This window comes from Citrobacter sp. UYEF32 (assembly GCF_040546205.1).
Taxonomy (GTDB): Bacteria; Pseudomonadota; Gammaproteobacteria; order Enterobacterales; family Enterobacteriaceae; genus Phytobacter; species Phytobacter diazotrophicus.
On record NZ_JBEPNI010000006.1, the window covers coordinates 354,935 to 376,295 of the forward strand.

The following is a 21,361-nucleotide window of genomic DNA, read 5'->3' on the forward strand; positions in this document are numbered from 1 at the left end:
TAGGGAGATAACGATGTTTTTTATCTGGATGTTGTTACCGGCACTCTATATTGGTTCTCGTTTTATCTGGTGGCTTCCACTGTCTCCTGTTCTCCGCTTTGGCCTGTTCCTTGTCCTGGTGGGTATTTGTGAGTTCCGCTTTTTTAGCCGCTGGCTGTGGGGGAGTTCATTTTCACCAGAATGGCCGCGCCCGGTTGTGATGCTGGCTGGTGGATTGTTCGGCGCCGTGGTGCTGTTCGCCAGTTTCCTTCTGCTGCGCGATACGCTCGCTTTACTTGTCGGGCTGCTGACCCGTAAAACCCTCCCCGGCTTGCCCATCACGCTGCCTCTGCTGGTCCTGTCCGTGGTGCTGGCAGGGGTTGGCGTTTGGCAGGCCACGCGCGTGCCTGACGTTCGTACCGTCCACGTGACGATTCCCGGACTGCCGCCTGCTTTTGATGGCTACCGGCTGGTACAACTGGCTGATATTCATGCCACGCGCCTGTTGCCCCGCCAATGGGTGCAGCAGATTGTTGCCAGAACCAACGCCCTGCAGCCGGATCTCATCGCGATTACCGGCGATATGTCAGACGGTTCCGTAGAGGATCGCCTGCCAGACGTCGAACCGCTGACACAACTGCGGGCGGCGGATGGCGTCTATGCCATCACCGGCAATCATGAATACTATTTCGACTATGCAAGCTGGGTGCCTGCCTGGCAGACGCTGAGCATTCCCTTTTTGACCAACCAGCATGTACGTATTGTGCGCGGTGACGCCTCGTTTGTGCTGGCCGGCGTGCCGGATAAAGTGGCGGAAAATTACGGTTTTGATGGGCCGGACCTGAAACGTGCGCTGGAAGGCACTCGCCCCGATGACACCGTTATCCTGCTCGACCACCGGCCAGGTACCGCCGATGATAACGCCGCCGCGGGGGTGAAGTTGCAGCTCTCCGGTCACACTCACGGTGGGATGGTGTTGGGGCTTGACCAACTGGTGAAACCCCTCAACAACGGCTATATCTCTGGTCGTTACGCGGTCGGCCCAATGACGCTGTATGTCAGTAACGGTGCCGGGCTGTGGAACGGTTTTCCGCTACGGCTTGGCCGACCTTCTGAAATTACCGAGCTAATTCTGCACTCAGCGGCATCCACGACGCGTTGAAATGGAGGCAGTCGTGTGGCGGCTACTGCTCCGGCTGGCAATTTGAACCGGATAAACCGTGCCGCCGTAAAAGTACGGCGGCGAGATGGTTATTGAAGACGCAGTTTGATTTTTTCGACCATCGCCGTGGTGGAGATGCCGTAGCGATCGTGCAGCGTGGGAAGCGCACCAGCATGAAGAAACTCATCCGGCAGGGAAACCACATCGAATTCGCAGCTTACGCGTTTACGCATCAGCAGGGCGGCGACCGCCTCGCTCAACCCACCCACGCAAGTATGGTTTTCTGCGGTCACGACCAGGCGGCCCGGTTTGGCGGCCTGCGCCAGGATGGTCTGCTCATCCAACGGTTTGATGGTCGGCACATGTAATACCGCCACGCTAACGTTGTCATTACGCAGTTTTTCCGCCGCTTCCAATGCGCGCATAGTCATGATACCGGAGGAGATAATCAGCACGTCGTTGCCCTCTTCCAGCAGCTTCGCTTTGCCCAGTTCGAATTTGTAGTCGTATTTATCCAGCACCAGTGGGACTTTGCCACGCAGCAGACGCATATAGACCGGACCGTTATGGTCAGTGATAGCCCGTACCGCCTGGTCAGTATCCAGTGCATCGCAAGGGTCAACAATGGTCAGGCCGGGCACGCCGCGCATGATCGCCAGGTCTTCGGTGGCCTGGTGGCTGGGGCCATAGCCTGTCGTCAGACCCGGTAGCGCAGCGCAAATTTTCACATTCAGATGCTCTTCGGCAATCACCTGGTGAATAAAGTCATAGGCGCGACGGGTGGCGAACACCGCATAGGTAGTGACGAAGGGGGTAAAGCCCTCTTTCGCCATGCCGCCTGCGGCCCCCATCAACAGTTGCTCTGCCATCCCCATCTGGAAGAAACGCTCGGGGAAGGCCTGGGCAAAAATATGCAGATCGGTGTATTTCGACAGATCGGCGGTCATCCCGACAATATCCGGGCGCTCAGCGGCCAATTTTGATAGTGCGGTGCCAAACGGGGCAGGGATCGTGGCCTGACCTTCATCGGCAATCGACGCAATCATGGCAGACGTTTTTAAGCGGGTTTTGCCCGTGGTGGTCTGGCTCATTACAGCACTCCTTCCGGTTTGTTGGCATCCAGCACGGCAATCGCTTTTTGCCATTCGTCGGCATCGACGCGAATAAAATGGTTTTTGTCGCGGGTTTCCAGGAACGGCACACCTTTACCCATCAGGGTGTCGCAGAGGATCACGCGCGGTTGGTTTTCCGGGTAACTTTTGGCATTTTCAAAAGCTTTGATGACGGCTGGCAGGTCATTGCCATCCACGCGCTGGACGTACCAGCCAAACGAGGCCCATTTCTCATGCAGCGGCTCAAAACCAAGAATCTTTCGTGAATCGCCATCGGCCTGCTGCTTGTTCACGTCGACAATGTTGATCAGGTTGGTCAGCCCGTAGTGGGCGGCGGACATCGCCGCTTCCCAGGTCGAACCTTCATCCAGTTCGCCATCTGACATGGAGTTAATCACCAGCGCCGGGTTTTTCTTCTGCCGCAGGCCGAGCGCCATACCAACGGCGATGCTCAGTCCCTGGCCCAGCGACCCGCCGGATATTTCCATTGCCGGGGTGTAGGTGGCCATGCCAGACATCGGCAGGCGGCTGTCATCAGAGCCATAGGTTTCCAGCTCTTCCTCGGCAATGATCCCCGCTTCAATCAGCGCCGCGTAATAGGCGATGGCATAGTGACCGTGGGACAACAGAAAGCGATCACGCTCTTCCCACTCTGGCTCATCCGGACGGAAATTCATGATGTGGGCAAACGCGGTGCCAAGGACGTCGGCATAACCCAGCGCCTGGCCGATGTAACCCTGGCCCTGCACCTCGCCCATGCGTAGGGCGTAGCGGCGAATGCGCCATGCCGCCGCGGCGACTTTTTGGATATCGTGATTTGTCATGATGCAGCCCCTTAGTGAATTAACATCCCGCCATTAACATCCAGCGTGATACCCGTTGAGTAAGAAGAGAGATCGCTGCCGAGGAACAGTGCGGCGCGGGCGATATCCACCGCATCACCAAGACGGTTCATGGGGATCCCGGCAAGAATGTTGTCGCGCATTTGGTCGGTGAGCTTGCCTGCGGTGATATCGGTTTGAATCAGTCCAGGAGTGATGGCATTGACGCGGATATTATCCGGGCCAAGCTCTCGGGCCATGGCGCGGGTCAAACCCAACACGCCGGCTTTGGCTGCGCTGTAATGTGGGCCACCGAAAATACCCCCGCCGCGTTGCGCTGATACCGAAGAGATACATACAATGCTGCCGGATTTTTGTGCGCGTAGCGTCGGGATAACCGCCTGAGACATGATTAACGTACCGCGCAGGCTGACATCCAGGACGGCATCGTAATTCTCGCGCTTAATATCCATCAATTTAATCGGCTGGGTAATACCTGCATTATTGACCAGTACATCGATACGCCCATATTTTGCTAATACCTGCTCAATGGCTGCCTGAACCTGGATTTCGTTCGCCACATTTGCGGCAAGGCCAATATGTTCCGCACCGAGCATCGCAGCAGCGCTTTTACTGGCCTCTTCGTTTAAATCAATAATGACCACTTTCGCACCGTTCTCTGCGAATAATTTTGCCGTGGCAAAACCTAAACCACGAGGGGAGGCCGCGCCAGTGATAATGGCGACTTTGTTTTTTAACAACATAATTTACTCCATGACAATTGATAAGGTGTTGGGTAATAAATACTATTGCGCTTCGTCGAGAGTTAAAATAATAAGAAGACCAACGGCTGCACAGGCACCAAAATAAGTGAATACGGAATTAAAATTTCCCGTAGTATCTAATAAAAAACCGGCAACCATCGGAGAAACAAAACCACCCAAGTTCCCGCCGCTATTAATAATGGATGAAGCGATTGGGTACGTTTTACTGTCGGATACGGCCATGCCGTAAGCGGTAAATGCAGGCCAGCCGATATTCAGGCATAATCCCACGAAGAATAACCCCACGCAGACCGCCGTTGTATTTTGCGGAATATTCAACATGATAATCATCATTATCACCGTGGAAATAGCGGTGAAGATCATGGTCGGCTTACGGCGACGCCCGAGTAATTTATCTGAAATATAACCGCCGCCGATGGCGCCGACAAAACCGCCGATACACGGCATACTGGCGACCAGACCCATGCGCATAAAATCGAAGCCTTTTTCTTTAACCAGATAAAGCGGAATCCAGGTGAGCAGGCCATACAACACGCTAACCATCATAAAATAAGCCAGACAGTCACCCAGAATATTCTTCGAGGTGAATAAACCTTTGACAGTGGCAATCGGTTCCAGCTTTCGGACGCGAATCAGTTTATCGAGGGTGGTGAATTTGGCATGCATCTGGATATTTTCGCGCGTCTTTTCCTGTGCACCGGCGCCATCGGTAATCACCGCCAATTCGCTCTCCGATACCAGGCGGCTCTCAGAGGGCCTGGATTTAACGAATAGATACCAGATGACGGCGATGACAATGCCGGGAATGGCAAACGAGTAGAAAACCCATCGCCAGCCCCAGGTGACGGCAATCCACACAGCCAGGGGAGGCACAATGATGGGGGCAAACATAGTTGCGGCGATGTAGACGCCCGTTGCCGTGGCCTTCTCTTTTGCCGGGAACCAGTTATTGATGGTTGATGCGAGGCCGACCGGGCATGGCCCTTCGCTTAAGCCAAGGCCTAAACGCACCAGTTTTAAGCCGAAGACAGAGCTGACTGTCCCCATCAGCCAGGTAAAGGCCGAGAAACCAAAAATGGACAGCGCCACCAGACCACGGGTACCGCGTTTAGCGATAAAGAAACCGGTGGGGATTTGACTGACGGCATAGCCAAGGAAAAACATACTGGCAATGGCACCGGCTTCGAAGTTATTAATATGGAATTCTTCGATAATAAATGGCAGAACCGCACCAATATTTGTACGATCGGCATAATTTATCGCGTATACCGCGAATATGATCGCCAGCACCACAAATCGATAGTTTGTTTTTCTGGCGCCGGTACAGACAAGGTTATCTATACGGGACATAGGTTTACCTCTTATGTTTTTTTTAGTTTAAGGGTACATTCCGGACTCCGCGGTCACGGTTATTTTTCAGACCTGCGAGCGAAATATACCAACGCGTCAAAATGGCGGGCATGCAAAAAAACTCAATTGATGTTGAGAAAAATTTGATTCGTGAGTTAACGCAAATAAACATCGTCAGATCCAGCCTGTGTAGCCATTTTGGTGGCTGAAAATGCCATGTGCGTCACAAAAAATGACCACATCAGGGTAAATCTAACCTTTTAGCTTGTGCGGCGGATTTATTTCTTTTTCTATCATTTACACTGTTGCCTGGTGGGCGTTATAACCAGGATCTACTTACAGTGAAGTAATGAATGTCGCGATATGAGGTACCACGTTAATGCACCAAAGTGAGTGAGCAAATGACAAAAGTGAACACCAAAAAACCTTTACCCATCCCCTCGTTAAGAAATATTCAGACATTTATTGAAGTGGCAAACACCGGCAGTATTAATCAGGCTGCTGATATTATGAATATTACCGCATCGGCAGTAAGTCATCAGGTTGCCAGTCTGGAACAATTTATTGGCAAGAAGCTATTTATTCGTAGCGGCAAAGGTGTTTTATTAACTCATATTGGTGAGAAATATTTGCAGGAGGTCTCCGGGGCAGTCAGTATTATTGGACGGGCAACCGACCAGGTAATAAACGATATCCATCACGAACATTTACGCATTCACTCAGCGCCCAGTTTTGGCCTGCTATGGCTTATCCAGCGGTTAAATAAATTCAGAAAAGAGTACCCGGATTTAAAAATCAGTCTGACCTGCTCCTATGAAAATCTACAATTTTCACGGGACAATCTGGACATTGATATCCGCCACGGTTTACCGGAGTGGCCAACATTACATGTACGCACTATTAAAAATGAGAAGGTGATCCCTTATGCCTCTCAGGATTATCTGGCGGGCAAATCCATCACTGAACCCGCAGATTTACTGGATTATGAGCTTATCCATTCCGACAGTACGCTGGTGAACTGGAATACCTGGCTCTCCTGGTACGGTGTCGCACATCACAATAAGAACTACTACTTTAGCTTTGATCGTTCCTATATGAGTATTGAGGCGGCCAGAATGGGTATGGGGATTATTCTTGAAAGCAATCTGCTTGCGGATGATTACCTGCGTCAGCACCACCTGGTCCCGGTATTTGCCAGCGATTATGGAATGTCGGTCGCGGCGCACCATTTTGTGTTGCCCCACGTGAATGAACAAAAAGAGAAGGTAAAGGCATTTTTGCGTTGGGCGGAGAAAGAGCTCAGCACGGCCGGGTTTTCGGTCTAAGCGGGTGTGTTGATGTCGCTTGATGAATACAACTCCCTTGAGGAAACGGCACACCTGTTGCGCTCACCGGAAAACGCCAAAAGACTCATAAACTCAATTGAAAGTCTCAAGGCTGGCAACGGAACTGAGAAGGATATGATTGAGTGAAACTGATTTGGTCGGTGGAATCATGGAATGATTATTTTTTCTGGCAGGAGACGGGCAAGCGCATGGTCAAAAAGATTAATGAACTCATCAAAGATATTCGTCGGCCCCCTTTTGAGGGAAAAGGAAAACCTGAGCCCTTAAAATATAACCTGGCTGGTTTTTGGTCCCGACGGATAACCGGGGAGCATCGTCTGGTCTATTCCATTACCAACGATGCACTCCTATGGCGGCGGCTTGCCGCTATCACTATTGATAACGCTGTAGTGGGTTATCCCTTTTTGGCCCGCAGTGTAGCAACTGCCTGCACGCACTGCTCCACCACGTTATCGACCTCATGGTTGATGTCTATGCGCATGACGTCATCTTCTTGCCGTTCCGGGCGTTCCAGCGCGGCAAACTGACTTTTCAGTAATTCAACCGGCATAAAGTGCCCCTGCCGTTTCGCCATCCTCGACAGAATGGTTTCATAATCGCCGTCCAGCCACAGAAAATGCACATTTGGACTGCCTTTGCGCAGAATATCGCGGTAGCGTTTTTTTAATGCCGAACAAACAATTAAACCGGTTTCATTCTTTTTATACAGACTATAAGACGCGTCATTTAATCGTTCCAGCCATGGTAATCTGTCTTCATCGGTTAAGGGAATGCTGGCTGACATTTTATCGATATTCTTTGCCGGATGGAGATCGTCCCCATCAATAAATTTCGCACCAAGTACGGCGGCGGCTTTGGCTCCAATCAGTGTTTTTCCGCTTCCCGATACCCCCATTAAAATATAACTCTCACCGCGCATTTAATTACTCCTGTCTCATTTTGATGACGCGGATATTACCGTGCAAATAGCGATGCGTTTATGTTTTTCTGCACATGAAAAGCAGAATTATAAAGCGCGTCACGTTATGCGTAACATTGCAGTGTAACAATTTTTGAGCGTGACATTTGTCACAATTCAGGTCAGGGAAAACCGTTTAAATGCCCACCAGGCCACGTCCTGACCAGAGAGGAAACATGAAGATTAAAACTCAATCCTGCGTTGTAGCGGGAAAGCAAACTGTTGACGTTACCGACCAGGAAATTGAATGGAATAATAAGGGTACATTGGTACAAATAACCCGTGGGGGGATTTGTGGATCCGATTTACATTATTATCAGGAAGGCAAGGTCGGTAATTTTTCTGTTAAAGCACCGATGGTGTTAGGCCATGAAGTTATTGGCAAAATTGTTCATTCAGATTCAGAAAAATTACAGGAAGGCCAGACTGTAGCAGTAAATCCATCGAAACCTTGTGGTCATTGTAAATATTGCCTGGCGAAAGAAGAAAATCAGTGTACGGAAATGCGCTTCTTTGGCAGCGCCATGTATTTTCCACATGTTGATGGTGGTTTTACCCGCTTTAAAGTGGTGGATACCACGCAATGCGTTCCTTTCTCCAGTAATGCCGATGCCAAAATCATGGCCTTTGCCGAACCGCTGGCGGTTGCTATTCACGCTGCTCATCAGGCCGGTGACTTACAAGGCAAACGTGTCTTTATCTCAGGCGTAGGTCCGATTGGCTGCCTGATTGTCAGCGCGGTGAAAACGCTGGGCGCGGCAGAAATCGTCTGCGCGGATATCAGCCCTCGCTCGCTGGAACTGGCGCAAAAAATGGGGGCCGACACGCTCCTCGATCCGCGTAGCGCCGATCTGACGCCGTGGAAAGCGGAAAAAGGTTACTTCGATGTCAGCTTCGAAGTGTCGGGGAATCCAACATCCATTACCACTTGCCTGGAAGTGACGCGCGCCAGAGGGGCGATGGTTCAGGTAGGGATGGGCGGCGCGGTAGCGGATTTCCCGATGATGATGCTCATCGCCAAAGAGATTGCCCTGAAAGGCTCCTTCCGTTTCACCACTGAATTTAATACCGCTGTCTCCTGGCTGGCGAATGGCGTGGTGGATCCCCTGCCGTTATTAAGCGGCGAATACCCCTTCACCGAGCTGGAGCAGGCGCTGAAATTCGCGGGCGATAAAACCCAGGCCGCCAAAGTTCAACTCGTTTTTTAATGCATCGTGATAAGGAATAAGACCATGAACGACCTTTTTTCACTGGCGGGCAAGAATGTCCTGATTACCGGTTCCGCACAGGGTATTGGCTACTTATTAGCAACCGGCCTTGGGAAATACGGCGCACAAATCATCGTTAACGATATAAATCAGGAGCGGGCTGATGCCGCTGTTGAAAAACTGCGCGCAGCGGATATCCGCGCTGTGGCCGCCCCGTTTAACGTGACCAAAAAAGCAGAAATCGATGCCGCTATTGCACGTATCGAAGAACAAACCGGGCCGATTGATGTTCTGGTCAATAATGCCGGTATCCAGCGCCGCCACCCGTTTAATGACTTCCCGGAACAAGAGTGGAATGACGTGATCGCGGTTAACCAGACGGCGGTTTTCCTGGTATCGCAAGCGGTCACCCGTCGCATGGTTGAGCGTCAGGCCGGGAAAGTGATCAACATCTGTTCCATGCAGAGTGAACTGGGACGCGACACCATCACGCCGTACGCCGCGTCCAAAGGCGCGGTAAAAATGCTGACCCGTGGCATGTGCGTTGAGCTGGCACGACACAACATTCAGGTGAATGGTATTGCTCCGGGTTATTTCAAAACCGAGATGACCAAAGCGCTGGTCGAAGACGAAGCCTTCACCGGCTGGCTCTGCAAACGTACGCCTGCTGCGCGTTGGGGTAACCCGGAAGAGCTGATTGGCGCTGCGGTGTTCCTCTCCTCTAAAGCCTCTGATTTTGTTAACGGTCATCTTCTGTTCGTTGACGGCGGCATGCTGGTCGCTGTGTGACTCGTTAGTACTAAGATGCAGCGCTGCGGCGCTGCTGGTTCGGCACATAACAAGAGACAAGATTATGCCATTACTGATTATCGCGGCAGGCGTAGCGCTGCTGCTGGTCTTAATGATTGGTTTTAAAGTTAATGGGTTTATCGCCCTGGTGCTGGTTGCCGCCGTTGTGGGATTTGCCGAAGGTATGGATGCGCAGGCCGTGCTGCACTCCATTCAGGGGGGAATTGGCGGAACGTTAGGCGGCCTGGCGATGATTCTTGGCTTTGGCGCCATGCTGGGGAAGCTGATTTCTGACACCGGTGCCGCTCAGCGTATTGCCACGACGCTGATTGCGACATTCGGTAAAGAGCGGGTGCAATGGGCGCTGGTGATTACCGGTCTGGTCGTGGGGCTGGCGATGTTTTTCGAAGTGGGCTTTGTCCTGCTGTTGCCGCTGGTGTTTACCGTGGTAGCGTCGTCTGGTCTGCCGCTGCTCTATGTCGGTGTACCTATGGTGACCGCGCTGTCCGTTACCCACTGTTTTCTGCCGCCGCATCCGGGGCCGACCGCTATCGCCACCATTTTCGAAGCCAATCTGGGGACAACCCTGCTGTATGGCATGATCATTACTATTCCGACGGTGATTGTCGCCGGGCCGCTGTTTTCGAAACTGCTGACGCGTTTTGAAAAAGCGCCGCCGGAGGGGTTATTCAACCCGCATATTTTTGCCGATCATGAAATGCCGGGCTTCTGGAACAGTATTTTCGCGGCGGTAATGCCCGTGATCCTGATGGCAATTGCCGCGGTTTGTGAAATTACCCTGCCAAAAGGTAATAGCGCGCGTCTCTTCTTTGAGTTTGTCGGTAACCCGGCGGTGGCCCTGTTTATCGCCATCGTGATCGCCATTTTCACTCTCGGGTTGCGCAATGGCCGTAATCTCGAAAAAGTGATGGAAATGGTCGGCGCCTCCATCGGTGCTATCGCAATGATTGTCTTCATTATTGCGGGTGGTGGGGCGTTCAAACAGGTGCTGGTTGATAGCGGAGTAGGCAAATACATCTCACAATTGATGACGGGCACAACCCTCTCGCCGCTGCTGATGTGCTGGACCGTTGCCGCCGTGCTGCGTATCGCGCTGGGCTCTGCCACCGTGGCGGCCATCACGACCGCTGGCGTTGTGCTGCCGATAATTAATGTCACCCATGCCGATCCGGCGCTGATGGTGCTGGCTACCGGTGCGGGTAGCGTAATTGCGTCACACGTCAACGATCCTGGATTCTGGCTGTTCAAAGGCTACTTTAATCTCAGCGTTGGTGAGACACTGCGTACATGGACAGTAATGGAAACGCTAATTTCGTTTATGGGTTTACTGGGTGTGCTGACGCTTAACGCCATCCTGCATTAACTTCATTTTTCGCAATGACGGTATTCCCGGGGGAAGTGGATAAACCGCTTCCCCTGGGGAGGGAGAGACGATGAGAAATCACAGAATTTCACTTCAGGATATCGCCACGCTGGCGGGGGTCACCAAAATGACCGTCAGCCGCTATATCCGCTCGCCTAAAACCGTATCCAGGGCCACCGGCGAGCGCATCGCGATGATCATGGAAGAGATCAACTACATACCCAATCGTGCGCCCGGCATGTTGCTCAATGCGCAAAGCTATACGCTGGGTGTGCTGATCCCCTCGTTCCAGAATCAGTTGTTTGCTGACATTCTCGCGGGCATTGAGTCTGTGACATCTGACCATAATTATCAGACACTTATCGCTAACTATAATTACAACAAAGAGTCCGAAGAGGAGTCGGTGATCAATCTGCTCTCCTACAATATCGACGGCATTATTCTTTCCGAAAAGCACCATACCGTTCGTACCGTTAAGTTTCTGCGCTCCGCCAAAATCCCGATTGTTGAACTGATGGATGTGCAGGGCGCCAAAATGGATATGGAAGTGGGGTTTGATAATCGTCAGGCCGCCTTTGACATGGTGAGCACCATGCTGGCTAAGCGTCAGCGGCGTAAAATTATCTATCTGGGTTCGAAAGACGATATGCGTGATGAGCAGCGCTTTTGCGGTTATTGCGATGCCATGAATCAGCATCAACTGGAGGCTTACCGTATCAACCCCCGCGCGAGCTCGTCTATCTACCTTGGGTCGCAGCTTATGGCCGAAGCCTTTAAAACCCACCCGGATCTTGATGGTGTTTTTTGCACGAATGACGATATTGCGATGGGCGCGCTGTTTTACTGCCGCGAGCACGACCTTGCCGTCCCGGAGCGCATTTCCATCGCCGGTTTTCATGGCCTGGAAATGGGGAAACAGATGATCCCAAGCCTGGCGAGCGTGATCACGCCGCGCTTCGATATCGGCAGAATGGCAGCACAGATGTTATTGAATAAGCTAAAAAATGACGCGCTCAACCACAACACTGTCGATTTGGGTTATCAAATCTATCAGGGAAAGACCCTCTGATTTCCTCAGCGCCCTCAATGAACCTCCTTCCGGGTAAAAAAAATTTCATGCAAATTTCTGTGAAGTGTTAAGCAGGCTTTACCGATATATGAAGCATGAGTTAATTGGGTTATTTGCCACAGGGCGATTGCCCGAGCGGGGAAACATGAGCACACGTAAAAAACTCACAGCCAGAACACTCATGCTGGCGTCTATTTTTGTCACCATCACCACCGGGTTCCTGGTCACCATTGGCCTGTTGCTCTGGCAATCTATGGGCCAGCAAGAAGCGGTCGCCAAAAGACATCTCCAGCAAATTGCGCTCACTGAATCATTGCGTGTTCAGCAACAGCTCGACTCTGCGCTGAACGCCGCGCGCGATTTAGGCAACAGCGCCTGGGCATTACATCAGGCCGGGCTGACAGAACGGCGTGGCCTGGACCAGCTATTGGCCGATTATCTGCATCAGCACCCTGATTTTTTGTCGATGTCACTGGCCTTTGAAGCCAATACGTTTGACGGCAAAGACGCGGAGTTTGCGGGAAAAGCGGATCAGGATCCGGCTGGCCGCTACGCCCGCTATGTTGACCGTGATAACAGTGGTAACCCGGCGCTACACAACCTGGTGGATTATGAAACACCGGGCAGCGGCGACTACTACCTTTTGCCGCGTCAGCGCCAGAAAGAGGTGATTATCGAGCCGTACATCTACCCCTATAACGGTGTGGATGTGATGCTGACCTCCATCGCGGCGCCGATTATCCGCGACGGTAAGTTTCAGGGCTCTGTGACTTCGGATTTCTCGCTGGAAACGCTGCAAAAAATGATTGGCGCCATCAAGCCGTGGGAGGGGACGGGTTACGCGCTGTTGCTCTCAGCGGATAACAAAGTGGTTTCCAGCCCTGATAAGGCGGCAACGGGTAAACCCTGGACGGGGACAATCGGCGCGGAAGCGGTGGTGCGCACCGACGATGCCCTGCTAAAAGAACCGGCGTTTGTGACCTGGCGCACCATCGACATTGGTAACAGTCAGACACCATGGAAGCTGGCGATTGTGACGCCAGTTAGCGTCGTCATGGCCGAAGCGTGGCACTACCTGCGTAACGCCATCTTGCTGATGATCCTGAGTATTATCATTGTCAGCGTGGTGGTAGCGATGGTGTTTACCCGCAAGGTTGCGCGCCCGGTAGGCGGCGAGCCGACGGAAGCCTCAGAGATTGCGCTGTCCGTGGCGCAAGGGGATTTGAGTCATCAGATTGCGGTACGTAACGGCGATAGCAGCAGCATCTTTTATGCCCTGCACACCATGCAAGCCCAGCTCCGGCGTATTGTGGGCAGCATCAGCGATGCCAGCCATTCCGTGCGGGCGGGAAGCAGTGAAATCGCGGCAGGCAACCTCGATTTAGCTTCGCGGACCGAAGAGCAGGCGGCGGCGATTGTACAGACGGCGGCGAGCATGGAGCAGATTTCCGTGACCGTCAAAAACAACGCGGAGAATGCGCACAAGGCAACATCACTGACGCAGAACGCGGCGCAAATTGCCGGGCAGGGTGAATCGCTGGTGGCACAAGTGGTGGATATCATCGGCAAGATTGATGAGAGCGCCGGCAAGATTGGCGATATTAACAGCATCATCGACAGCATCGCTTTTCAGACCAATATTCTGGCATTGAACGCGGCGGTTGAAGCGGCCCGCGCCGGTGAGCAGGGCAGAGGCTTCGCGGTGGTGGCCGGTGAAGTGCGCAGCCTTGCACAGCGCAGCGCCAGTGCGGCCAAAGAGATTTCAGCGCTGATTGAGGAGTCGTCCGGGCGCGTCAGTAAAGGGGTTACGCTGGTGAATGAGACGGGGGCGATGATGAAGCAAATCATTACCTCGGTTTCCAGTGTGCATCAGGTGATTGCCGAGATTGTGCAGGCGCTGGATGAGCAAACGAAAGGCGTGAGTCAGGTGAGCGAGGCGGTCAATCAGATGGATAGCGCCACCCAGCAGAATGCGTCTCTGGTGCAGCAGATCTCTGCGGCGGCCATGTCGCTGGAGGAGCAGGCGAAGAGTCTGGAGGAGACGCTGGCGTTTTTCTCGGATGCGCGGAAAAGCTATTCGTAATGAGTGGGTTATGATTTTGTCCCCGGTGGCGCTGCGCTAACCGGGGCTACCAATCGAAGATACTGTGAACGTCTTCAACCTTTTTAGCCATGGCTGATTCGTTTTCCCGCATGATAACCATAGCGACATCTTTGTGACGCCGCGGGGATTGTAAAGGGGAACGGAACCCTCCACCTGAGCCGCATATTCCCCTCACCCCAACCCTCTCCCCGGAGGAGAGGGAGAAAACCGGTCGTAGCCCGGACAAGGCGCTTGCGCCGCCATCCGGGAATTGCTCCCGGTATGGAGTATGTCAAACCCCTTCCACTCCATATTCCTTCATCTTACGCCACAGCGTTGTCGGGCTTATCCCCAACATCACCGCGGCTTGTGATTTATCGCCGCCGGTACGTTTCATCACCGCACCAATCAGCTTCTGCTCCTGCTTTTTCAGCAAATCCACATCACCGGGCTGCGGGACGATATCTTCATCATCAACAGACACTGACATATGGCATAGCGACTGCAGCGCATCGACATCCACAACGTGCATATCAAACAATACAATCAACCGTAAAATCACCGCCTGTAGCTCCCGGATATTGCCAGGCCACGCGTAGCTGTTGAGAAAATCCACCGCTTCATCAGTGAAGCTCAGTGCTTTGTTATGTTTTGCCAGCAGGTCTTCAATAATCAGCATCACATCGCCGGTTCGCTCTCTGAGTGCAGGCAACTGTAGCGTAAGGACATTAATGCGATACCAGAGGTCCTGGCGAAACTCACCGGCTGCCACCTGTGCGCCCAACTCTTTATTACTGGCGGTAATTAAGCGGAACCTGGCGCTGATGAGGGAGTCGCCGCCCACCCGACTGAACCGCTTTTCCTGCAAAATGCGCAGTAGCTTGATTTGCACCGGGAGCGGCGCTTCGCTGATTTCGTCAATAAAGACAGTGCCATTCATCGCCATCTCGAAAATACCCGGCTTACCGCCCCGACGCGCATTGGTGAAGGCGCCATCGGCATAGCCAAACAGCTCGCTCTCTAACAGACTTTCAGGAATGGCGGCACAGTTAATGGCAATAAAGGGTTCAGCGCTACGTGGACTGGCGTGATGAATACTCTGGGCAAACAGCTCCTTACCGGTGCCGGTATCTCCCAGAATATTAATGGGAAGATCGTGAGCGGCGTAGATTTTGGCCCGTGCTATCGCGGCTTCCATCACCGGGGATTGCCCGATAATGTCGGCAAATGAATACGTGGTGGTAAAGCCTTTGTGGTCACTCTTTTTGCTGGTGCGGGAAGAGGACCAGCCGTTATGTTCCTGCTTGCTACCAGTGATGACGGTATAAAAGCCGTGCTTATTGGAAAAGTGCTTCGCCGCAATATTGACCGTCTCGCCGTCAATCTCGATAGCATGCTCTTTGATATCTATTTCATTGATGATGCTGCCATAAATGCTTTTGAAGGCCTCTTTTTTAAAGATCTTATCCCCAATATTGCACTGGAATAACGCAAAGCCACGGGCATTGATATGGATAATTTCCCCTGACTGGTCCAGACACATAATGCCCTCATGCGACTGATTAAGCGCAGACCAGGACATGGTTAACTTCATGTTTTCATTGTTAATGTACTTCAACAGGCTTTCAGCGACATCCAGCGCCTGTTCAATAGAAATATTATCGGTATCGCCCATGATGACATTCAAATCATACTTCTTCGCCATCTCTGCGACGGTCAGGCCGCCAATCACTAACTGGTAATCGTTATCCGCCAGGTTTTTTACAACATTCTCGATATCATAGTGGTTGTAAACCTGACAGATTTTGAAGTCTTCGTTCGTCATATTTTGATAACGACGCAGCACATTACAGAACTGCGGAAAGCCTACGGCGGCAATCTTCTGCGATTTTTTCCGCGCCTCCTGCAGAATGCGATAAATACCGTGCAGCTCGTGGGTGATTTCGATAACCGGAATAGAAAGACTGTTACGTAATAGCGCTGCCGTACCGCCCCGGCTAATGATGATTTTGGTGCCACCCGCAACAAGCTGCTGCGCTTTTTCCACCACGTCAAAATAGTGAAACTCGTAAACGGGGATGTCGATCTTTCTTTCGATAAGCACGTTGGATATGCGCTGGGTGATAGTTTTTGACACCGAGAAAATCGCAATTTCGTTATTTTTCATTGGTTATCCAGAGTGATCGATTTATGCGAGAGTCATCATATCCTCACGCTCTTCACGCCACAAAGCGCTGCCTGGCAAAACGAAAAAAGCCTGCGCATTTGCGGTGCGCAGGCAAAAGACAGACACACTGCCTTCTCTTTTAAAAACGCTGTCGGCGATAGACTATTTGCCCATTACTGATGGTGGCGCAGTTATCGATATAACGGTCACCTTCCAGTTGTGTGCCTTTGGTATCTTCAAACATGATCTTTTCTTTACGCAATTTCACGATGGCGATATCGGCAAAGGCCCCCGGCGCAAGCGTGCCGATCTGCCCTTCCATTTTCATCAGGCGTGCGGGGGTGCGGGTCACCGCGCGAACCACATCGAAGAACGACATCCCCATGTTGAGATATTTCGACATAATAAACAGCAGGCTGAATACCTTGTCCGTGCGCAGGCTATTACGTAGCGTCAGGTCGGTACTAATGATATCCGGGTTAAAGCCCTGTTCCATGGCGTTGCGGGCTACCGTGAAGTCAAAATGGGCCACGCCGTTAGAACAGTCGAAAATCACGCCGCGTGCTTTGGCCTCCTTGATGGCAGGGAACACCTCTCCGCTTTCCTTGAGGATGGCATTACCCGTGCCGTGGAAACAGTGGGCATAAATATCATCGGTCTGGAAATGGCCGATCAGCTCATCGGCGGGCAACCGGGAGTCGGTCACATGGACACAGAGGGTTGTTTTAAGCTCTCGTGCCAGCGCCACGGCGGCATAAAATGGATCGCTACTAAAATTGCGCCCGGTCGCGATATCCTGGCTGTAACGCAGTTTTAATCCAAGAATGTTGTCGCGGTTCTCATTCAGCGTCTGGCTGATTTTCTCGACGTTGTAGTTCGCCGGGTTGGTATTTTCCAGATACCCCGTCGGCCCACCACCCAGCGTGGAGAGCCCTACATTCACCACGTTCAGGTAGCTTTTGATGCGCGTCTGCGCCGTATGAATGACGCTGTTGCGAAACAGTTTATAGTTAACCCAGCCGCTACTCCCGGCGTCCACCACACTGGTTACGCCGTTGGGCAGGCATAGCACATCCGGGTTAACGCTGATGGCGGTGCCGCCGTGAAAAACGTGGGCATGGAAATCAATCAGCCCAGGAAGAACAATACAGCCTGCCGCATCGATGACGGTTTCCGCCTGGCTGTCGGCGGTATGCAAATCCACAATACGATTGCCGACAATACCGATGTTCTGGTTGATGTAACTGCCGCTATCCAGGTCAGCCACCAGACCATTTTTAATCAGAATATCCAATTTCATTTCGCGCGCTCCTTAATCAGATACCGATCATTTTCCAGTAAGGAATACCAATCAGGAAGAAAACCAGGACGTTAACCAGCACCATGATGGTGCCGAGTAGCCAGAAGGTTTTTTGCGGAACATAGCCGCTGGAGAAGGTAAACACCCCCGCACCGTTGCCGTAGTGAGTGAGCAGCGCCCCGTACCCCGCAGAGAAGGCCAGGGACAGCGCGACATACATCGGATGTGCCTGAGTGGTCATCCCAAGGGTAAAGAGCACCGGATAGAACGACACAACGAAGGCGCTGTTCGACACGAAGAAGTAACGTACCGCGAGGCTGATAAACACCAGCACACCCAGGGCACTTATTTCACTCAGTTGTGACAGGTCGAGGTAGTTTTTGATCACATCCACCAGGTAGACGTAGAAACCGCCTTTGGAGAGCGCGACCGCACACCCGTAAAACGCGCCGTACCAGACGAAGGTCTGCCAGGCCGATTTTTCGCTGACCACATCGTTCCAGCTCAATACGCCGAACAGCAACAGGCAGGCAAGGAAGGCGAGACCGACTGGAATAAACTCAATCCCGGTAAGGGAGCCGGTCATCCAGCCGATAATGCCCAGCAAAAAGAAGACGATCAGTAGCTTCTCTTCGCGCTTGACCGGGCCGAGCTCCTGCAACCCTTTGGTCGCGATTTCGTTAACGTTGGTAATGGTTTTCAGCTCAGGCGCATAGAGCTTATAGAGGATCCAGGGCGCGGCTAATAGCACAATGCCCGCCGGTACGATGGCGGCTTTGAACCACACCATCCACTCGAGATTGACGTGCATTATCTCGTTTGCAAGCGAGACGGTAATGGAGTTGGTCGCCATCCCGGTCAGAAACAGGCTGGAGGTACCCATCGACACCACATACATCAGGATCGTGAGATAGGCACCAATCTTGCGGCTGCCATCATCCGGCTTTGAACCCAGCGCTTCGGCGATATTACGGAAAATGGGGTAGGTGATGCCGCCGGAACGCGACATGTTCGAGCCGGTTGCCGGAGCGAGCACGGTGTCTGTCACCATCATCAGGTAGCCCAGCGTCAGGGTATTTTTGCCATAGCGCTGAAGCAGCAGGTAGGCGATACGTTTGCCTAACCCCGTGATCACGAAAGCCTTACAGATAATAAAAGCGCTGATGATAAACCACACCATCGGGCTACCGAATCCGGCGAACAGCGGGCCTGGTTCAATCACCAGCGAGGCGAAACCGAGGATGATGAGCATGATGACAGCGTCGGTAAACGGGCGCAGGACCAGCCCGCACAGCATCGCCAGATAGATACCGACCATTTCCCAGGTCTGGGCAGAAACGCCTTCCGGGTGAGGAATAACCCAAAACAGAATGGGAAAAAAGATAATGGGTAAGAGTTTAAGATAAAGCATTTTACATTACCTGTATTTAATAGCCGCACGCCGTCACACGACGTGCAGCATTTCATTATTTGCACGAATTAGCGGTAGACGTCGTCAATAAACTCAACGCCTTTTTCGTCTAATGATTTTCTTACCCATGCGCGGTTGGCGGTGCCGTTCTTCGCCGCTTCCACTTTGCCCGCATCAAATTTGGCGTAGTCGGTGGCTTTGTCGAGCAGGGCTGCTGCATCGTTCAGCGGTATGACGATCACACCGTCAGCATCACCCACAATTAAATCACCCGGACAGACCGCCACGCCGCCTACGGCGATGGGTGTGTTCACTTCACCCGGCCCTTCTTTAAACGGACCCGCCGGGTTCGAACCGGTGGCGAAGAGAGGGAAGTCCAGTACGGACAGGGCATCGATATCGCGGATCGGGCCATCAAGCACGATACCGGCGATTTTTTTGGTGTAGTGGGCATAAGCCACCATGATTTCGCCCATCAACGCACGGGAGCGATCGCCTTCGTTAGAGACCACGATGACATCATTTTCCGTTGCCATATCCAGCGCGGCGTGCAGCATCAGGTTGTCGCCAGCGCGTGCTTTCACCGTAATGGCATAGCCCGCCATGACCGGCTTCTTCGGTGATGAAATACGTTTAATACCATTGCCGAGGACCGCAATACGGTTCATGGTGTCGGCGATATTCGCGGCGGGCAGTTTCTCGTAATGTTTTAATAACTCAACGTCGAATGCCGGACGTTTGGTGAAAATGCGATTACCGATAGACATGATTTTCTCCTTAAAAACCCGGCACCGGCCAGGACGGTTTTTTACCTGATAACACTTCATCGATACCAATAGCGGAGTGCAAAGAGGCGCGGTCGGTCGCTTCTTTTGTGGCCGCGCCGATATGCGGACCAATAACAATATTGCTGAGGGTGAAAATCGGATCGGCGGGGTCGAACGGCTCTTTTTTCAGCACATCGACACCCGCACCGGCGATGGCGTGCGTTGTAAGTGCGTGGTATAGCGCTTTTTCATCGACCAGTTTGCCGCGTGCGGTATTAATGAAATACGCGGTCGGTTTCATCAGCGAGAACTGCTTTTCGCCAACAAAATCGGTGGTTTCCGCCGTGGTAGGACAATGCAGGGAGACAAAATCGCTCTCTTTGAAAATCCGCTCAAAGTCACTGGTTAACTCAACGCCTTCCGGCACCTGGTCCTGCGTTTTGTACGGGTCATACGCGATGACTTTCATATTGAAGCCATGCAGGGCTTTGATGGCGACACGGGAACCAATGTTGCCCACGCCGACCAGGCCTACGGTTTTACCGTCCAGCTCTACTTTTGGCGTGCGCAGTTTTGCCCAGTAGTAATCCTCAAGCATTTTCTCTTCGACCAGCTTGAAATTACGTGAACAATGCAGCATGTAAAAAATGGCCAGCTCGGCAACAGACATACTGTTAGCAATCGGCGCGTTTAATACGGTCACACCGTGGCGTTTGGCCGACTCCAGATCAACTGTGTCATAACCGGCACCATGGCGGGCAACAACTTTCAGTTTTTTCGCGGCTTCAAATACGCGATCGGACATTTTTGAAAGGCGAACAATAATACCGTCGCACTCCGGAATATCACGGATGATATCTTCTTCTTCCATCCCGGAACCTGTAATAAGTTCATAACCCCGGCTCTCAAGATATTCTCTCCCTTCCTGCATGATTTCTTGTGGAAGTAAAATTTTATAAGTCATCTGACGCTCTCCATTGTTGTTTGGCACTGATAATTGCAGATGGCGTGCCAGGGGCGTTCCTGATGAGTTAAATTATTTTTAACAATATGATATTTATGTGTTTTTTATTTTTTGTTATTTTTGTGTGATATTCTTATTGGTGATGCTAATCACATATTTAAAGCCAGTGGAAAACACATCTATTTCATTTTGAAATGCATGAATTTCATTTTTAAATGTCAGATCGCGGCGTTATCACACTATTTTTTATGACGTCTTTTATGCGCTAATTTTATTGACAAGGAAGCTTTGTGTGATAATTATACTGGCTAACAGGTTCGCTCATTGAGTAAACAGTAATGGCAATAAATCATGACTCTCGAATTAATGAATGCATTTCTTTCTGCGGTGCGTATTGGAAACATACCCGCCGCCGCCGGTTTTTTAGGTATTAGCCAGGTCTGTTTATCTGAACGTTTGCAAATGCTGGAAAATAATATTGGTTTTACGCTTATTCAACGCGGAAGGAGTATTCGATCGGTGATATTAACCGAAAAGGGTAAACAGTTTTATGCGTTATCGGCGAAAATTATGGCCGTACTCTATGAGGTGGAAAATATTAAATCACCACTCCGGCAGGATTGAAAATGCGCTGGCAAGGTTCTGCGCACAATGATGTGCAAATGCCGCATTAGAAAGCGTAAATGTTGTAATAAGGCACTAACAC

Annotated in this window: 18 protein-coding genes and 2 pseudogenes; 10 read left to right on the forward strand and 10 right to left on the reverse strand. The window is 51.8% G+C overall.

The features are described from left to right. Positions 1-13 precede the first annotated feature (13 nt). On the forward strand, positions 14-1,141 hold the full coding sequence (locus ABIB59_RS19120) for a metallophosphoesterase (protein WP_354036603.1): 1,128 nt from the start codon (positions 14-16) through the stop codon (positions 1,139-1,141). A gap of 89 nt (positions 1,142-1,230) precedes the next feature. Here ABIB59_RS19120 and ABIB59_RS19125 read toward each other — a convergent pair whose 3' ends face one another. From ABIB59_RS19125 to ABIB59_RS19140, 4 genes are read right to left on the reverse strand one after another with little or no spacing between them, the layout of a single operon-like run. Next, a complete protein-coding gene (locus ABIB59_RS19125; protein WP_354036605.1) occupies positions 1,231-2,232 on the reverse strand; it encodes a transketolase family protein in 1,002 nt (333 codons plus the stop codon). Further along, positions 2,232-3,077, reverse strand: coding sequence for a transketolase (locus tag ABIB59_RS19130; protein ID WP_079496972.1), 846 nt, complete (start codon positions 3,075-3,077; stop codon positions 2,232-2,234). Before ABIB59_RS19130 ends, ABIB59_RS19125 begins: the two co-directional genes overlap by 1 nt. Positions 3,078-3,088: 11 nt before the next feature. Continuing rightward, positions 3,089-3,838 (reverse strand): SDR family NAD(P)-dependent oxidoreductase, encoded by a 750-nt coding sequence (locus ABIB59_RS19135; protein WP_079496973.1) that lies wholly within the window; start codon positions 3,836-3,838, stop codon positions 3,089-3,091. A 42-nt stretch (positions 3,839-3,880) separates the two neighbouring features. Further along, complete coding sequence (locus tag ABIB59_RS19140; RefSeq protein ID WP_354036607.1) at positions 3,881-5,209, reverse strand: MFS transporter; 1,329 nt, start codon at positions 5,207-5,209, stop codon at positions 3,881-3,883. A 401-nt stretch (positions 5,210-5,610) separates the two neighbouring features. Between ABIB59_RS19140 and ABIB59_RS19145 the strand changes: the two genes are divergently transcribed. From ABIB59_RS19145 to ABIB59_RS19155, 3 genes and pseudogenes are all read left to right on the forward strand, one after another. Further along, entirely contained in the window at positions 5,611-6,534 is a 924-nt protein-coding gene (locus tag ABIB59_RS19145; RefSeq protein ID WP_354036609.1) for a LysR substrate-binding domain-containing protein, read from the forward strand. Then, a pseudogene (locus ABIB59_RS19150) lies at positions 6,535-6,681 on the forward strand (type II toxin-antitoxin system Phd/YefM family antitoxin); the annotation flags it as partial. It lies immediately after the preceding gene. Continuing rightward, positions 6,678-6,934: pseudogene (locus ABIB59_RS19155) on the forward strand (Txe/YoeB family addiction module toxin). The pseudogenes ABIB59_RS19150 and ABIB59_RS19155, both read left to right, overlap by 4 nt. A 15-nt stretch (positions 6,935-6,949) precedes the next feature. On the opposite strand, the gene idnK reads toward ABIB59_RS19155, so the two are convergent. After that, positions 6,950-7,474 (reverse strand): gluconokinase, encoded by a 525-nt coding sequence (gene idnK, locus ABIB59_RS19160; protein WP_317077250.1) that lies wholly within the window; start codon positions 7,472-7,474, stop codon positions 6,950-6,952. 215 nt (positions 7,475-7,689) lie between these two features. On the opposite strand from idnK, the gene idnD reads away from it, so the two are divergent. From idnD to ABIB59_RS19185, 5 genes are all read left to right on the forward strand, one after another. Continuing rightward, a complete protein-coding gene (idnD, locus tag ABIB59_RS19165) occupies positions 7,690-8,721 on the forward strand; it encodes an L-idonate 5-dehydrogenase (RefSeq protein ID WP_165159556.1) in 1,032 nt (343 codons plus the stop codon). Positions 8,722-8,745: 24 nt separating this feature from the next. Beyond that, positions 8,746-9,510, forward strand: a complete 765-nt coding sequence (gene idnO / locus ABIB59_RS19170) for a gluconate 5-dehydrogenase (protein WP_041851306.1) — start codon at positions 8,746-8,748, stop codon at positions 9,508-9,510. A 64-nt stretch (positions 9,511-9,574) separates the two neighbouring features. Further along, the gene (locus tag ABIB59_RS19175) at positions 9,575-10,894 is read left to right on the forward strand and encodes a gluconate:H+ symporter (RefSeq protein WP_041851307.1); all 1,320 of its coding nucleotides are present in this window, start codon (positions 9,575-9,577) and stop codon (positions 10,892-10,894) included. A gap of 70 nt (positions 10,895-10,964) precedes the next feature. Continuing rightward, positions 10,965-11,963: a DNA-binding transcriptional regulator IdnR gene (gene idnR, locus ABIB59_RS19180; RefSeq protein ID WP_041851308.1), complete on the forward strand. Its 999-nt coding sequence runs from the start codon at positions 10,965-10,967 to the stop codon at positions 11,961-11,963. Between the two features lie 145 nt (positions 11,964-12,108). Then, on the forward strand, positions 12,109-14,046 hold the full coding sequence (locus tag ABIB59_RS19185) for a methyl-accepting chemotaxis protein (RefSeq protein WP_071194986.1): 1,938 nt from the start codon (positions 12,109-12,111) through the stop codon (positions 14,044-14,046). A gap of 292 nt (positions 14,047-14,338) precedes the next feature. On the opposite strand, the gene ABIB59_RS19190 is transcribed toward ABIB59_RS19185, so the two are convergent. From ABIB59_RS19190 to ABIB59_RS19210, 5 genes are all read right to left on the reverse strand, one after another. After that, positions 14,339-16,213 carry a sigma 54-interacting transcriptional regulator gene (locus ABIB59_RS19190; protein WP_071194985.1) on the reverse strand — a complete coding sequence of 625 codons (1,875 nt, stop codon included), beginning with the start codon at positions 16,211-16,213 and terminating at the stop codon, positions 14,339-14,341. Between the two features lie 139 nt (positions 16,214-16,352). Next, complete coding sequence (locus tag ABIB59_RS19195) at positions 16,353-17,513, reverse strand: metallo-dependent hydrolase (RefSeq protein WP_107224405.1); 1,161 nt, start codon at positions 17,511-17,513, stop codon at positions 16,353-16,355. Positions 17,514-17,529: 16 nt separating this feature from the next. Next, positions 17,530-18,924: a DASS family sodium-coupled anion symporter gene (locus ABIB59_RS19200; RefSeq protein WP_079496980.1), complete on the reverse strand. Its 1,395-nt coding sequence runs from the start codon at positions 18,922-18,924 to the stop codon at positions 17,530-17,532. 68 nt (positions 18,925-18,992) lie between these two features. Beyond that, on the reverse strand, positions 18,993-19,691 hold the full coding sequence (locus ABIB59_RS19205) for an RraA family protein (RefSeq protein WP_071194983.1): 699 nt from the start codon (positions 19,689-19,691) through the stop codon (positions 18,993-18,995). Between the two features lie 10 nt (positions 19,692-19,701). Then, positions 19,702-20,655: a hydroxyacid dehydrogenase gene (locus ABIB59_RS19210; protein WP_354036613.1), complete on the reverse strand. Its 954-nt coding sequence runs from the start codon at positions 20,653-20,655 to the stop codon at positions 19,702-19,704. Between the two features lie 366 nt (positions 20,656-21,021). On the opposite strand from ABIB59_RS19210, the gene ABIB59_RS19215 reads away from it, so the two are divergent. Then, positions 21,022-21,279, forward strand: coding sequence for a LysR family transcriptional regulator (locus tag ABIB59_RS19215; protein ID WP_354036615.1), 258 nt, complete (start codon positions 21,022-21,024; stop codon positions 21,277-21,279). Positions 21,280-21,361 lie beyond the last annotated feature (82 nt).

Excerpts from the sequence above, each read along its gene's own strand:
- ABIB59_RS19120 (WP_354036603.1), top strand. The coding sequence starts at position 14 with ATGTTTTTTATCTGGATGTTGTTACCGGCACTCTATATTGGTTCTCGT.
- ABIB59_RS19125 (WP_354036605.1), bottom strand. The coding sequence starts at position 2,232 with ATGAGCCAGACCACCACGGGCAAAACCCGCTTAAAAACGTCTGCCATG.
- ABIB59_RS19130 (WP_079496972.1), bottom strand. The coding sequence starts at position 3,077 with ATGACAAATCACGATATCCAAAAAGTCGCCGCGGCGGCATGGCGCATT.
- ABIB59_RS19135 (WP_079496973.1), bottom strand. The coding sequence starts at position 3,838 with ATGTTGTTAAAAAACAAAGTCGCCATTATCACTGGCGCGGCCTCCCCT.
- ABIB59_RS19140 (WP_354036607.1), bottom strand. The coding sequence starts at position 5,209 with ATGTCCCGTATAGATAACCTTGTCTGTACCGGCGCCAGAAAAACAAAC.
- ABIB59_RS19145 (WP_354036609.1), top strand. The coding sequence starts at position 5,611 with ATGACAAAAGTGAACACCAAAAAACCTTTACCCATCCCCTCGTTAAGA.
- idnK (WP_317077250.1), bottom strand. The coding sequence starts at position 7,474 with ATGCGCGGTGAGAGTTATATTTTAATGGGGGTATCGGGAAGCGGAAAA.
- idnD (WP_165159556.1), top strand. The coding sequence starts at position 7,690 with ATGAAGATTAAAACTCAATCCTGCGTTGTAGCGGGAAAGCAAACTGTT.
- idnO (WP_041851306.1), top strand. The coding sequence starts at position 8,746 with ATGAACGACCTTTTTTCACTGGCGGGCAAGAATGTCCTGATTACCGGT.
- ABIB59_RS19175 (WP_041851307.1), top strand. The coding sequence starts at position 9,575 with ATGCCATTACTGATTATCGCGGCAGGCGTAGCGCTGCTGCTGGTCTTA.
- idnR (WP_041851308.1), top strand. The coding sequence starts at position 10,965 with ATGAGAAATCACAGAATTTCACTTCAGGATATCGCCACGCTGGCGGGG.
- ABIB59_RS19185 (WP_071194986.1), top strand. The coding sequence starts at position 12,109 with ATGAGCACACGTAAAAAACTCACAGCCAGAACACTCATGCTGGCGTCT.
- ABIB59_RS19190 (WP_071194985.1), bottom strand. The coding sequence starts at position 16,213 with ATGAAAAATAACGAAATTGCGATTTTCTCGGTGTCAAAAACTATCACC.
- ABIB59_RS19195 (WP_107224405.1), bottom strand. The coding sequence starts at position 17,513 with ATGAAATTGGATATTCTGATTAAAAATGGTCTGGTGGCTGACCTGGAT.
- ABIB59_RS19200 (WP_079496980.1), bottom strand. The coding sequence starts at position 18,924 with ATGCTTTATCTTAAACTCTTACCCATTATCTTTTTTCCCATTCTGTTT.
- ABIB59_RS19205 (WP_071194983.1), bottom strand. The coding sequence starts at position 19,691 with ATGTCTATCGGTAATCGCATTTTCACCAAACGTCCGGCATTCGACGTT.
- ABIB59_RS19210 (WP_354036613.1), bottom strand. The coding sequence starts at position 20,655 with ATGACTTATAAAATTTTACTTCCACAAGAAATCATGCAGGAAGGGAGA.
- ABIB59_RS19215 (WP_354036615.1), top strand. The coding sequence starts at position 21,022 with ATGAATGCATTTCTTTCTGCGGTGCGTATTGGAAACATACCCGCCGCC.